A 13,614-nucleotide genomic window follows, 5' to 3' on the forward strand; every position below is an offset into this window, starting at 1 on the left:
CCAAGGGTATTTAAAAAGCATGATAAAAAGTAACCTTGGTAAGCTTGTTCTGACTACTCCTTTGTTTTTCATTGCGTCATGTAATGCAGCTCAAGGTACCTCGCAAGTTATATTTAAATGTAATGCGGATGTGCCAACACCTATTGAGCTGATTATTAGCAAAGTAGGTAATAAATTTCACTTAGCTAAATTCACTATAAATGCAGCCACAGTTATTGATTCAGCAGACTTTAAAGCTGTAGAAAAATCAAGCTATCATCGCTTTTTAGTTACTGAACACAGTTTGACTTTTAATGAGGGGAAAAGTGAAGTTATAGTAAGTGATTACCATAGCGAAGAGCTTGATACAGTAACAAAGGAAAAAACAGTCACACTACAAAAAAATGAAATAAAGAAATATTGGGTTTGTGACAGTACTGCTATTAGTAAATTAGCTTCTATTGAAGATTTTTAGCCAATTAAAAGCGCTCATCGCGCACACTATTTTATTAAGTCTTAATTTTTGTGCTAATGCTCAACATACTGATTTATTAGAGCTTGATGGCTTTAGAAAAGCGGTTAGTCGTGCTGACTATTTAGCTAAAGTAAAAATTATTAAAGTAGACTCTTTTCAAGAGGCCGATGGTTTCCAAAGGCATATTTTTATTGCAGGTGTAATTACAACCTATAAAGGGATAACTCATAAACAAATTTCTTATGAGATGTTTGTTGAGAAAGGTGAAGATGTAATGTTTAACTCGGCGCCTATTTACTTAGCACTTTGTAAGAGTTTAAGCGGGTCTTACTATTGGCCTGGTATGGGTTCAGAGTTTAAACCTACACCTGTTATTGATGCTTGGGTAAATGAAAATAGAGATTCGCTTAAGCTTACACGCACGCCTGCAGCTTGGTGTGACTAACTTGGTTTTTTGAATAACATTAAGAATATTAAACATAAGGAAATACAGTGAATAAAATAAACACGGATGTAAATTATAAAACAATGGCAGGTAATGCACGCTTAGTGATGCTTGGTGAATCGAGTCATAGCACTGCTGGTTATAAGTATGAAGCAATAAAGGCAATCAAACAGCTAAAAGCTGCTGGTTTCACGCATTTTGCAATCGAAATGCTACCAAGAGCTATGCAGGAAAAAATAGACTTTTATCAGCGCACAGGTAAAGGCTTTAATGTTATACAGCAGTATTTTAATAAGTATTGGACCCATGGCTATTTAACACCTCATGCTTATGGTGAACTTGTTAAGGCTGCGCGCGATATTGGAATGAAAATAGTCGCGCTGGACGTGTTAGTTGAAACAATGGATATAATGGATAGTGTATGCTCTTCAGAGAAGGGTATAGGAGGCGATTGCTTTGATACTCATACTTATAGAAACGCACTTTGGGCAGTTAATTTAGCTACTATATTAAACCGTTCAAGTCAGAATAGGGTTGTTGCTTTTATGCATCGCTTTCATGCTGTACTAAATGCAGCAGACCAGCCTGGTGTTGATGTATTTCTTAAAGATCACAATATTTACAATGTACGCTTTATCGACTTTATCGGAGGGTTAAGTTGCATAAGTGATAGACGCTGCTCAGGTGACTCTAATCAGGATGAATTCTTAAAAGAACGCTATTTTTATCGAGAAGGCTACCCGTACGAATCATCTGTTAAATCTTTTCAAGTGCATATACCTGAAAAGCGTGTGAATAGTGATGGTTCACTACAATGGTAAAAATAATATCAATAATTATCTTTACTTGGTGTTTTGTATTTCCTTCGGTTTTGAGAGCATCACTTTTTCCTAGTATAGATATTAACTCCCCTAACCTAACTGTAGAGAAAGCCGCTAAGCAATGCGAAAAGAGCTTAATGCATGCACCTGATCAATTAGAAGCATGGTGTGAAAAAGCATATAGTCTTGGTGATTGGGAGGCTTTGTATTACATAGGCGTGCACACTGGAGATGGGTCTCGTTATTTAGAGGAAATTAATTCTCGTATTGCAAATAACGAGTATAGTGCTTTAAAAAACTTGCTTGGATATACCGAAGTGGCCACTTCGTAAAAAAGAATTTAAAAGAATCTGCACGATTATATGAATTATATTTACTCCATGATAATGAAATGAATTTTCAAACTGTTTCGGCACATTTTGAACTATCAACTATTTACCAAAAGCTTGGTATGTGGAATAAAGTGATTTCTCATACAGATTATGTAATAAATTATGCAAATAGGACCGATTGGGAGCATCGCGCTCAATATATACAAAAGCAAGCCAAAGCATCATTAGCTGAAAATGAATCATTAAATAAAAACTGAAATATAAAGGAGCTATTAACGCTTTAATTTAAAGCGCTATAGAAATTACATGGAACAAAAAAACAGAACACACTAAGCAACCTCGTTTACGATATATACGAGACCCCCACTTTAATAGAAGAGCATCGACCGCTTATTCAGCCTTTACTTATTGATTTAGTGGCTACAGCGCCAGATGGGTTTGAGGGTATGGCGACGATGATTAATACCCATATTTCAAACGGCTTAAAGTTTAAAAACCCTAAAATACAAAAGTTTGAACTTGAATCTGGGTTATTAAAACTTAAAACTTACTTTCAAAAAATAAACCGTTAACGACTTATTTTTTAACGTTGAGCACTTAAATCAATGGTTGTTATAGGTCGGTATATTCATTCATTAAACAGTATAAAAACATACTTTTAAATCAGAGTTAAATCTACGATTTTGCTCTGATGTATAGCGCAGTACGGATAAAAAATAAACTGGTTGTTTTTTGTTCCAAATGCATGCAGTATAATTGTATTTTATTAGAGTTTTTAGTTTTAATAAGTTTGATTATCGCTTGTTATTTAAAATAAAAAGCACTTAAAGAGTGTAATTAAATAGAAATATATATTACGTAATGTATAGCTAAAACTTGGGAGATAGTTTGCTTTGTTATTATCACGTTTAAAGATTTCTTTACTGGTAGTAGTGTCTATTACCGTTATTTTTTTACTACAACACAGGCTTTTGCAGATATGTTTGGCTTTTCAAAAAAGCAGGATTTTACTTTATCAGTTCCGATTAGTGGTCAACTGCTAAATGATGGTAAACCACTTGCGAATATTACCATATTTAAGTCATTCACTTTTGGTGATGAGTATTTAGATGAAACGACGTCAGACGAAAATGGTAATTTTTCTTTTCCTGAGCGAGTTATTAAAACCTCGAAGCCAGCGAATATGTTCGATAATGGGTCTCTAATTCAGCACATCTACATAAAAAAAGATAACTCGAAAGATATTGTTTTATGGTTTGCCAGAATTGGTTTACATAAGCAGAGTAAAACTTTGAATGAGTATTTAAATAATCTAGTGTGCGACATTGCAAAAGAGCCTCAAACTTACGATATACCGGTTGTTGAAGATAAAGAACACGTTTTTACAGTTTATACAGCCTGTAAAATTTAGTTTATAAACAATTTAAAAGGATTTAGCATGAATACATTAACACCTGCACAAGCGGTACAACTCGCGTTACTTGCTTATGATGCCAAAGACATCAAAAGTACGGATCTAATTAATAACTCTTTATCTCCGGCTTTACGTGGAAAGTTCGACTTTTCTGTAAGTCCTAGTTCAGTACAAGGTGTGTCAGGCGGCTTTATTTCGCACCTATTTGGATTAAGTTCTGGTTTTGGCCTAGTTGGTCACGGAACGGGGGCTTTTAAAGGGAGTCTGTAATTGCTATTAGAGGGACCGATACAATACGTGATGGCATAACTGATGCTCATTTTGGTTTAAGCGGTGGTTCAAACGGTAGTATGGTGCATGCGGGGTTTAATAAAACATTTTATACTATGAAGCCTAAGCTACAAGAGTTTGTCACTGCTAATATTAAGAATAAAATGACGGGTGGTGTTCATGTTGTTGGCCATAGTTTAGGTGGTGCTTTAGCTACGTTATCCGCTGATTGGATCAAAGCGGAATATTCATTACCAGTAAAGCTGTATACATTTGGCTCACCGCGAGTAGGGCTTGAAGGTTTTTCAAGGGCAGCGACATCGAGAATTGATAAAATTTACCGTTGTACCCATGGCGCTGATCCAGTTGCTAAAGTCCCTTTATGGCCATTTTCACATGCACCGTATAATGGGCAAGAAATCCGTTTAGATAATGGGCAAGGTCTTAAAGGTGCTGCTCATAAGTTGGACGGAACGCCTGGTTATATTAATACGGCAAACAGCAGTGATTGGAATAACTTAACCGTAAAAGCTAATCATTTTCTAAGCACACCAGTGCGTTTAAAGTTTGAAGATAGAAACCAAGCTTCATTTAATGCGCATTGGTCTGATAAATTAAGTGCGGCATTAATCACCTTGTTAAAAGATGCGGGCTATTACAGCGCTGTCGCTGCACAAGCAGCTATTGGAACCGGATTAACGTTTTACGATATGCTTGCTCGTACTATCGATAAAATAGCAAAGGCGTCTGCATCATTTGCAGTACAAACGCTAGGCTTATTAGGGCATATGTTAGTGTTTGCCGGTAAAGTTATTAATAAAGCTGTAGAGCTTACTTACAGCTTTATTAAATGGGTGTTTGATTCTACGTTAGGTGCTTTATACCGAGCTGCTAGAGATGGCTTAAATGGTTTAGGTTAAAAGAGATAATTTAGTTAACGCTGAAAATAGCTGCTCGAGATTGATTTATTATCCAGAGTTCAGGTTAGTTACTACTCTCTAGGCTTGTTTATCTTTTGGAGTTCAATTTACACCAGTATGTTTTATTTTTAGACAAGGTAGAGCCTATGCAATGTGGTTATTTCCCACAAATAGGTGATAAAGTAATATAAATGCCAAGCATGTGTTTCCCTTTGGGTTCGTCCTAGGGGTATTTGCTTACATAAATGCAGGCAAGGGCGTGAACAGGATGCGGAAACTTTGCTCTATTTTTACTTATTCTTCCATCGATGTAAGAATAAGTAACGCATGAGCAGTTACCGAGCTCACTCGGTTACAAGCCTCGCGGTGCGATTAAATAGCCCTAGAGGTTTAAAGCACTGACAAATAATTTCAAACGTTCTTACTTTTGCTATACCAACCCGCAAAAATACTTAATCAATTTGAGGGATTAAATCTGACGCTAACGGCGTTAAAAATTTCTGTCTTGTTATCGACACGATTTTCTTACTTCAAAATAGATCACTTAATTAGGAGAATTGGTATAATCAACTTTATCTAACAATACAGCACCACTTTGTTGCTCTCCTAAATAGTCATCCTTATTGTAAATAGGGCAGTTTTTAAGTGATAAACAGCCACAACCAATACAGCCATCTACTTTGTCACGTAAACGCTGCATATAAGCAATGCGATCGTCGAGCTGTGCTTGCCAATGCTTAGAAAGCGCTGACCAGTCTTGCTTGGTCGGGGTTCTGTTGTCTGGCAGTGTGGCTAGCGTGTTTTTAATCTCCTCTAGCGTAATTCCCATTGTTTGCGCTGCTTTTATAACCGCTACACGGCGAAGTACATCGGGTTTATATCTACGCTGATTACCACTATTTCGCCAGCTTCTTATTAAATACTTAGTTTCGTAAAAATGTAGGGTTGATACTTTTACACCACTTCTTTTTGCCACATAGCCGACGGTTAGGTTAGCTTCTGTTAATTTTTTTGTTCTGTGCTCATTTTAAATCCATATATTGACCTCAATAATGGTTGAGGTTTTAAGCTGCTCCCAACATAAAAAAGGAGCGAGTTAAATGCAATATAAAATTAAAAAAATTCAGTAATAATTTATTCAAGTGCACGTAGAGAAGGAAATACATCAGCACATGCTAATAGTTATGCAGAGCAAAATGATATTCGCGTTATTTGTCTTGATGACTATAAAATACCGCCATACTGCTATAGTAAGAACTATAAAAATGATGATTTTTATACTGTTTTTGAGTCGTTACTCGATTATGAACATTGGATTTTTGTATCCCCCGTGTATTGGTATAACACCACGGTACAAATGAAATCGTTTATCGATCGGATCACAGATTACATGGACGACGAAAACTTAAAGCCTAAGTTACGCGCGTTACGTACAAAAGAGTTCTCGTTGCTATCAAATGCCTCTTCTTTTGAAGCCCCTGATGCCTTTGTACAGATGTTTAAGCAAACCTTTGGTTATTTAGGTATGCGCTTTGTAAGTCATAGCCATAAAAACACGCAATCGGCAGCATAATAAACAACCTATTCCTCGACGGGGTGTTTATTTTTAGATGTTAACACGCAGGCAATATAGCAGCTGCGTGTTATTACTCCTTTATAGAAATAACATCCCATAAACGCTGTTCGAGCAGAGCGAAGGTGTTGCACTTCTTTCATTTATTGATTACAAGTTTTGCATTGTAATTAAACAGTCTTTAATTTGAACGAACTTTATCCAAAAAGATCAACACGCCCTGCTTTTGGTAGTATATTAAATAGGCTTGATTACTTAAAAACACAGGATTTATGAAATACTTACTATTACTTTTACTTATTAGTCCGCTTTCACAAGCTAATGACCTCCCGATCAAAGGGTTTGGCAGCTTCTATAATATACCAAAACACGAGCCAATTAGTGCTTCTACCTCGTTTAGAATAGCTTTTGATGTTGCTGATGGCGCTAAAGAAGGCGCGCAAAATAATTCAATAAACTCGTTAGCGCGTTTTATTAACATGCATGTAGCGCATGGTGTAAAGCCTGAAAATATACAACTCGCTTTAGTTGTGCACGGTAGCGCAAGTGTTGACGTGTTAGCTAATAGCGAATATAAAAAACGGTTTAATATTGATAATAAAAACCGGTACTTAATTGAACAATTACTCGTAAATAATACACAGGTTTTTGTGTGTGGTCAGTCAGCTACACATTTTAAAGTTACTCCTGAACAGCTTATTCCTGGCGTTAAAATGTCACTTTCTGCGATGACTGCTCATGCCCAACTACAACAGCAAGGCTATACGTTGAATCCATTTTAATGATAAAAAACATTTTATGCTTTGGCGACTCTAATACTTGGGGTTTAAACCCCGTTACAGGAGGGCGTTTTGACGAAAGTATTCGTTGGACATCACAATTAGCCACAAAATTAGGGTCAGGCTTTAATATTATTGAAGCAGGGCAACCCAATCGTACCTTAGTAAACCATCCGCCGTATAACGGTTCACTTTCGGGTGTTAGTTATTTAAAACCTTATTTGGAAGAGTATGCGCTCGATGTAATTATTATTGCACTTGGGACAAACGATCTGAAAAAGCGTTTTAATTTAGCTCCAGAATGCATTGCTCTGGGGCTAAATAATTTAATTAATGATATTTGTGATTTTTATAGTTTAAATAATCAACATGATGAAAAGCCAAAAATAATTATTTTGAGCCCGGCCTATGTACGTTGTAGAGGCCCTTACAAGCACATTTATGAAGGTGCGGAGTGCAAAAACGTTGCGCTAAAAGAGCAATTCAAAAATATTGCACAAAATAAAAAAATTATATTTATTGATCTTCAATCTTTAGTGCACGTATCAATAGAAGATGGAATTCATATTTGTGAAAATCAGCATCAAGTAATAGCCAAAGCGCTTTACGATGTTGTGAAAAAGTAAACTTGGTTAAGCCATTTATTTATTTTTTAAGTCATTATGTATTTATAAAATGTGTATTTAAAGCACACACTATATTAGTAAGGATACGATGAAAAAAGGCCATAAGAAATCAATAATAGCACTGCTAACTGGCATCTCGGTTTTTGTGACAGGGAGCTTGATACTACTTTATTTTGCAGGCCAAAAGCTAGCAGCTACAATAAGTGAAGACGCTACACACCTAGTTAAGCATATCGATACCGCAGTACAAGAACGGCGCAGAATTCTTACTCCATTAAATAACCTCGGTTTTAAACAATGTGACCAAGCAACGTTGCTTGAGATGCGTCGTGCTTTATTTGATGCAAAATATGTAATAGATATAGGTTTTTTAAGAACGACCAGCTTGTATGTACTACAGGAGCTGGGTTGTTAGATAAAGTTATTAATGATAAAAGCCCAGATTATATTATTGTAGATGAAAATATTCGAGTACGCTTTGAACCTCAATTGTATTTATTGTTGTTTAGTGACCGCCCTATGGAAGTTATTATAGTGCGTCAAGGTGACTACAACCTAATAATAGATACTAAAGTATTCAATGATGACGTAATTAGCTCACCCATGTGGGAAGTTGTTTATAAACATAAGCGTTCTATTAATCATTTGGCAGGGCAAAGTGGTGTTTACGATACGTTAGTCAATAATGTTTATCTTCCTTATGAAAGGCAGCTGGTATGCAGTGAACAAAATAGCAATTACTGCGTTGCACTTCATATGCCTTGGAATAAATTTTTTGCTAAAAATCACTTTTTACTAATTATATCCCTCATTTTAACCTGCTTGGCTGGAGTATCGAGTGCATTACTTGTTGATAATCTGATTGCCGATCGTCGTTCTACATTTAATCGTATTCGTTTAGGTTTAAATAAAAACTCTTTTTATTGGACCTACCAACCTATTATTTGTTTGCAAACAGGCACAGTAATAGGTTGTGAAGTACTTGCTCGTTTTAAAGATAAATATGGAACACTCTACCCAGATCAGTTTATTCCGTTACTCAGAAAAAATAATTTAACTTGGAAATTCACTGAAGCAATGATTGCAAAGGTGCTTAAGGAACTTACAGCTATTGATATTTTACCTGAGGGTTTTAAAGTATCGCTTAATATATTTCCATATGATGTAGAGCAAGGAAATGTATCATCTTTAACGCAAGTTTCTGAACTTACTAATTCTCGATTTATTATTTGCCTTGAAATTACCGAAGATGAATACCTTGATACCAGTATTGCTCATGCGCATTTTAGAACATTGGTTAAATCGGGTTTTAACTTGTCGTTAGACGATTTTGGTACGGGTTATTCTAATTTAAAAAATTTACAAAATTTGAGCTTTCATCAGTTAAAAATAGACCGTACATTTGTGCAAGATATAGCAACTGAGGGTCTAAAGGCTTCTATGATCCCGAACATTATGGAGCTTGTGACAAAGTTTAATTATACCTGTGTTGCTGAGGGCATCGAAACTAATGAGCAAGAAGCTATTTTAAAAACTGCGGGAGTGCATTACGGGCAAGGTTGGAAGTACGGCCGACCAATGAAGGTTAATAAGTTTCATGAATATATGGCAAAACAGAGTGTTTGAATTTAGATATTTGTAATTTTTAAAACATATAAACAAACGTTATTATAAAACTAAAATGTTAGGAACTTAATCATAATGAAATCAATACTAAGTATTTTTGCTTTTGTATTACTGAGCGCATGTACATCGCAGTACCCAAATCAGCAAGTTACAGGTAAGCAGTTTCCCAATATTAGCGGTGAAAGCTTAGAGCAAAACATAGTGACTATACCCCGCGACTTTAACGCAGATAAAACACTGCTGCTTATTGGTTACAAGCAAGACAGCCAGTTTGATATAGACCGTTGGTTAATTGGTTTAGATATGGCGGGTGTAACGCTTCCAACTTACGAACTACCAACCATTGCAGGTATGGCACCACGTATGTTTAGCACATTTATAGACAGCGGTATGCGCAAAGGCATACCTAAAGAATTATGGGGTGGGGTAATTACTATCTATAAAGATGGTGAAGCGGTACAAAAGTTTACAGGTAATCAAAGCCCAAATAACTCACGTGTGGTACTTATAAATAGCAGCGGCGAAATTTTATATTTTTATGACCGAGGTTTTTCGGTTGATGCGTTAAATAAATTAAAAGCGAGTATTGAGTAATTCACTTTAGCCTTTAAATTTATTTGCTTAGGTTAATTAAAGTGAAAGGGAGCTAATGCTCCCTTTATATTGTATTTTATTTAAAACGCGTAACTTACACTAAAGCGCGTTGTACGAGGCATAATGTAACGACCATTTGGTGCATCAGCATTACGTGGATCACCTTCTGTAATGCCTTGCTCATCCGTTAAGTTATCTATTGCTACTTGAAGCTTAATGCCTTCCATTGGTTCTAGTATTAAACCTAAATCAACTTTTTCGTAGCCATCGAGTGTTACAGTGTTTTCGTTATTGCCAAAGCGATCATCAACCGCTGAAAGCGTACCGTATAAAGTTGCATACATACCTTGTAGCTCAAAGTCGTAACTTGGCGTTACACGTACTTGCCATTTTGGTTGGCGCTGGGATTGGTTGCCATCGTTTGTTGGACTTTGAGTAATTTCAGCATCTTGTAATGTGGTGTTTAAATTAACAGAAAAACCAGACTCATGGTTAAAGTTATAATCGAGCTCTATACCGTACGCTTCATTTGTTAAAATTTCTGCTGGTACACCTGGGCGACGTACAAAGGTGTCGCCTTTTACTTCGTTTACAAATACGGTTGCATAAAAGTCGGTTGATTCAGTAATTAATTTATAACCTAGTTCACCTTGAGTAATTTCTTTAATAAGCTTTTCGCCACCTTGGTAAGCATCAAAATTATCTCTAAAATCATCAAAATACGGCATTTTATAACCACGGTTAACACGGGCAAACACACCCATATCATTGTTAATTGAGTAGTTTAAACCTGTAGTCCAAGAGGTTTTACTTTCATCGTAGCTAACGGCTTTAGTAATAATGCCGTCAAGGCCTTCATCTACACTGTAATGTACTTCGTGGTTTTCTTGACGTACGCCAACATCCAGTGTGAATGCATCAGCAAATTTGTATTCACCAGTAACATAAAGCGCGTGAGTTCGGGCATCACCTGTTGAGCTAATATCGTAGTTAAAATCACAGCCATCGGTGCTTTGGTTACATTCAATACCGGTTAATGCTTCGCCACCTGATTCAAGTACATGGTATGCAGTGTTACCTAAGCTCCACCAATCTTTTGCCGAAGTGCTTGCGGTGTAGTAACCAAATGTTGTTGATAAATCACCAAACTTTTTAGAAAAAGCTAAATCATTAGTAAATGAGCTAATTTCTTTAAGCACCACCCATCGTCCAAGCTGTTGAACAGGTGTATCGCTTGCATATTCAGTATTTGTTACTGACCCAAACGCCGTTTGACCGTTATCAGCGACTGCGCCAATGGTTGTTGCTGAGCCACTTGGTACTAAACCGTAGGTGTTTGCATCGCCTTTAGTAATGTTAAAACGGTCTGAAAAGTGCCAACCATTTTTAAGTTTGAGCTTAATACTACCGCCTGAAACATGACCGTCCCAGCCTCGGCCATCACCTAAGTCAATATCGTGTGCTTGTGAATCAGGCCCTGTAAATATTGTTGCTTGGCGATTTAGCGTGCCTAGTTGTGTGTATTGTGCGTCAATACCATCAACATTGAGTGGCGTTGGTAAGTACCACGCGCCGTGGTCGTCAGTTTGGCGGGTATAAAAGTTAAGCTCGCCGTTATCTAAGTTTTTAGTGATGTTAATTGTAAATTGGCTGCCTTTTTCTGACGTAAAGCCCGCATCACGAATACCTGGTGAACTTTTTACATACCCGCCAACCATAAAGTATAAATCGTCAGTAATTTCACCACTCATTACAGCATCAATGCGCTGTAAGTCGTAATCAGAAGTTGTGTATTTAAATAAGCCTTCTGTTTCTTCGCCACCACGTTTTAACCTAAAGTTGGTTGTTAGCCCAGGTTGTCCGTTAGATAAAACAGGGTTTGGCCCACCACGTAGTGCTTCTACAGTTTCAATGGTTTCATCAACACGAAACATTGATGAATTTTCTAAAAACGATAAGGTTGACGCTGGGTAAATTGGTGAACCTTCAATACTTAGCGTTAAAAATGGGGCATCTCCACCGCCAGGAAAACCACGAACAAATACATTCGCACCTGACTCACCACCTGAGCTTTCTACCCAAACTCCAGGTATTGCTTTAAATAAGTCAGCGGTGCTTTTTGGAGACAATTTAATAATTTGTTCACTATCGATATTAGTTACCGCATAGCTGGCATCTATTTTTCTTATTCCAACACCTGTGGGTGTTCCTGATACTACAATACGCTCAACTTTTTGTTTTTCTTGTGTTTGCTCTGCAGCAAATGCGCATTGAGTGCTAAGCGCTAAAGTAATGGCACACGCTAGTGTACTTTTTGCTTTACTGATTTTCATGTGTGTGATCCCGTTTTTAGTGTATTAAACAGTGTATTTCAGCAGTCTTTTTACTAAAAATCATTGTAAATAGGCTGTGTATATTGAAACCTTAGAGATAAATGCAAACGTTTGCAATATTTATTTGTAAATTATTTATGAATTTATATAGTTTATTTATTGAGCTTATTTATATGTTAAACACTTTTTAGGTCGTTGTTCGCGCCAGCAAAAAATAATAATGCTATATTGTCAGCGAGTTAGATAATTGTATTGATCAGTGGTAAGCGACTATTTAGGAAGATCATGAATAACAAAAAAATTAAATTAACTGATTTAGCGAAACTAGCAGGCGTGTCTACCTCTACAGTTTCGCGTGCGCTTAATGATAACCCGCTAATTAAACAAGAAACGCGCGATAAACTTCAGCGCTTAGCTAAAGAGCATAATTTTAGTCTTAATACGGCTGCAAGTCGGTTGCGGACACAAAAAACCAATGTAGTTGCGGTTATAATTAACCTTGACGAACAAACAGAGCAGTCGATTAGCGATCCGTTTTTACTTAAAGTAGTGAGCGAAATTAATCTTGCACTTAATCAGCAAGGGTTAGAGCTTTTACTATCTAATTCAATCATGGCGCAAGACGATTGGGCTAATTATTTTATTAATAGCCGCCGTGCAGACGATATTATTGTTGTAGGTCAAGGTAAAAACCAAACCAATATAGAAAATGCAGCTAACGCAGGTATTCCGCTGGTGGTATGGGGAGATCCTAAAACACCTAGCAACTACCCCATTGTAGGAAGTGACAATTACTTGGGAGGCTTGCAAGCAACAACGCATTTAATAGAGCACGGAGCTAAAAACATCGTATTTTTAGGCGATCCAGAACATGGTGAAATTAGTGAGCGTCATAGAGGGTACTCTGCCGCATTAGCATCTCATAAATTAGAGCAACATGTTGTATCTATTGATATAACAAGTAGCTCAGCGTATCAATCAATCAACCAATTACTGCGTGAAAAAGGCCTTTATTTTGATGCTATAGTTGCATGTAGTGATATGGTTGCCTTAGGTGCCATGAAAGCCTTAAAAGAGCGTTATGTAAGCATTCCTAATGATGTCGCTCTAGTAGGTTTTGATGATATTGCTATGGCCGACATTAGCCACCCTTCATTATCAACTATCCGACAAAACACACAGTACGCAGCCACGCTATTAGTTCAAAAGTTGATGCAGCAACTAGCTGGTGAAAAAGTTGAATCACAAGTAATTGATATTGAACTGATTACCCGCCAATCAAGTAAACGATAGTTTATAAATCATGTTGAGTTAATGTTAAATTTAAAATGCAAACGATTGCATTGATAGCTATTCTAAACTAAACTCAAACCTCACTGATATAAACACACACTGTGTATGCACTTGTTATGGGCATACAATAAAGG

The 13,614-nt window shown here is 36.7% G+C and carries 14 protein-coding genes and 2 pseudogenes; 14 read left to right on the forward strand and 2 right to left on the reverse strand.

Annotated features, from left to right (window positions below; all coding sequences use genetic code 11):
- Positions 1 to 19 precede the first annotated feature (19 nt).
- The 8 genes from P4S65_RS21605 to P4S65_RS21640 all read left to right on the forward strand — a co-directional run bounded on the left by P4S65_RS21605 (position 20) and on the right by P4S65_RS21640 (position 4,656).
- Complete coding sequence (locus tag P4S65_RS21605) at positions 20 to 454, forward strand: hypothetical protein (protein WP_337121170.1); 435 nt, start codon at positions 20 to 22, stop codon at positions 452 to 454.
- Complete coding sequence (locus P4S65_RS21610) at positions 441 to 899, forward strand: hypothetical protein (protein ID WP_337121171.1); 459 nt, start codon at positions 441 to 443, stop codon at positions 897 to 899. Before P4S65_RS21605 ends, P4S65_RS21610 begins: the two co-directional genes overlap by 14 nt.
- A 47-nt stretch (positions 900 to 946) precedes the next feature.
- On the forward strand, positions 947 to 1,720 hold the full coding sequence (locus P4S65_RS21615; protein ID WP_337121172.1) for a ChaN family lipoprotein: 774 nt from the start codon (positions 947 to 949) through the stop codon (positions 1,718 to 1,720).
- Positions 1,714 to 2,052, forward strand: coding sequence for a hypothetical protein (locus P4S65_RS21620; RefSeq protein ID WP_337121173.1), 339 nt, complete (start codon positions 1,714 to 1,716; stop codon positions 2,050 to 2,052). Before P4S65_RS21615 ends, P4S65_RS21620 begins: the two co-directional genes overlap by 7 nt.
- A 59-nt stretch (positions 2,053 to 2,111) precedes the next feature.
- Positions 2,112 to 2,309 carry a hypothetical protein gene (locus tag P4S65_RS21625; protein ID WP_337121174.1) on the forward strand — a complete coding sequence of 66 codons (198 nt, stop codon included), beginning with the start codon at positions 2,112 to 2,114 and terminating at the stop codon, positions 2,307 to 2,309.
- 722 nt (positions 2,310 to 3,031) lie between these two features.
- On the forward strand, positions 3,032 to 3,463 hold the full coding sequence (locus P4S65_RS21630) for a DUF6795 domain-containing protein (RefSeq protein WP_337121175.1): 432 nt from the start codon (positions 3,032 to 3,034) through the stop codon (positions 3,461 to 3,463).
- A 27-nt stretch (positions 3,464 to 3,490) separates the two neighbouring features.
- On the forward strand, positions 3,491 to 3,736 hold the full coding sequence (locus tag P4S65_RS21635) for a hypothetical protein (protein ID WP_337121176.1): 246 nt from the start codon (positions 3,491 to 3,493) through the stop codon (positions 3,734 to 3,736).
- Positions 3,737 to 3,771: 35 nt separating this feature from the next.
- Positions 3,772 to 4,656: a lipase family protein gene (locus P4S65_RS21640; RefSeq protein WP_337121205.1), complete on the forward strand. Its 885-nt coding sequence runs from the start codon at positions 3,772 to 3,774 to the stop codon at positions 4,654 to 4,656.
- 544 nt (positions 4,657 to 5,200) lie between these two features.
- Here the strand turns inward: P4S65_RS21640 and soxR are convergent.
- On the reverse strand, positions 5,201 to 5,632 hold the full coding sequence (gene soxR, locus P4S65_RS21645) for a redox-sensitive transcriptional activator SoxR (protein ID WP_337121177.1): 432 nt from the start codon (positions 5,630 to 5,632) through the stop codon (positions 5,201 to 5,203).
- Between the two features lie 124 nt (positions 5,633 to 5,756).
- Between soxR and P4S65_RS21650 the strand changes: the two are divergent.
- The 5 genes and pseudogenes from P4S65_RS21650 to P4S65_RS21670 all read left to right on the forward strand — a co-directional run bounded on the left by P4S65_RS21650 (position 5,757) and on the right by P4S65_RS21670 (position 9,854).
- Positions 5,757 to 6,229: pseudogene (locus P4S65_RS21650) on the forward strand (flavodoxin family protein).
- Positions 6,230 to 6,501: 272 nt separating this feature from the next.
- A complete protein-coding gene (locus tag P4S65_RS21655) occupies positions 6,502 to 7,011 on the forward strand; it encodes a DsrE family protein (protein ID WP_337121178.1) in 510 nt (169 codons plus the stop codon).
- The gene (locus tag P4S65_RS21660) at positions 7,011 to 7,634 is read left to right on the forward strand and encodes an SGNH/GDSL hydrolase family protein (protein ID WP_149613834.1); all 624 of its coding nucleotides are present in this window, start codon (positions 7,011 to 7,013) and stop codon (positions 7,632 to 7,634) included. Before P4S65_RS21655 ends, P4S65_RS21660 begins: the two co-directional genes overlap by 1 nt.
- An 88-nt stretch (positions 7,635 to 7,722) precedes the next feature.
- Positions 7,723 to 9,260: pseudogene (locus P4S65_RS21665) on the forward strand (EAL domain-containing protein).
- Between the two features lie 75 nt (positions 9,261 to 9,335).
- Positions 9,336 to 9,854 carry a hypothetical protein gene (locus tag P4S65_RS21670; protein WP_425469404.1) on the forward strand — a complete coding sequence of 173 codons (519 nt, stop codon included), beginning with the start codon at positions 9,336 to 9,338 and terminating at the stop codon, positions 9,852 to 9,854.
- 80 nt (positions 9,855 to 9,934) lie between these two features.
- Here P4S65_RS21670 and P4S65_RS21675 read toward each other — a convergent pair whose 3' ends face one another.
- Positions 9,935 to 12,187 (reverse strand): TonB-dependent receptor, encoded by a 2,253-nt coding sequence (locus P4S65_RS21675; protein ID WP_337121179.1) that lies wholly within the window; start codon positions 12,185 to 12,187, stop codon positions 9,935 to 9,937.
- A gap of 285 nt (positions 12,188 to 12,472) precedes the next feature.
- Between P4S65_RS21675 and P4S65_RS21680 the strand changes: the two genes are divergently transcribed.
- Positions 12,473 to 13,480 (forward strand): LacI family DNA-binding transcriptional regulator, encoded by a 1,008-nt coding sequence (locus P4S65_RS21680; protein ID WP_337121180.1) that lies wholly within the window; start codon positions 12,473 to 12,475, stop codon positions 13,478 to 13,480.
- The last annotated feature ends 134 nt before the right edge of the window (positions 13,481 to 13,614 follow it).

Source organism: Pseudoalteromonas sp. B131b (assembly GCF_037162545.1).
In the GTDB taxonomy this organism is placed as follows: Bacteria; Pseudomonadota; Gammaproteobacteria; order Enterobacterales; family Alteromonadaceae; genus Pseudoalteromonas; species Pseudoalteromonas fuliginea.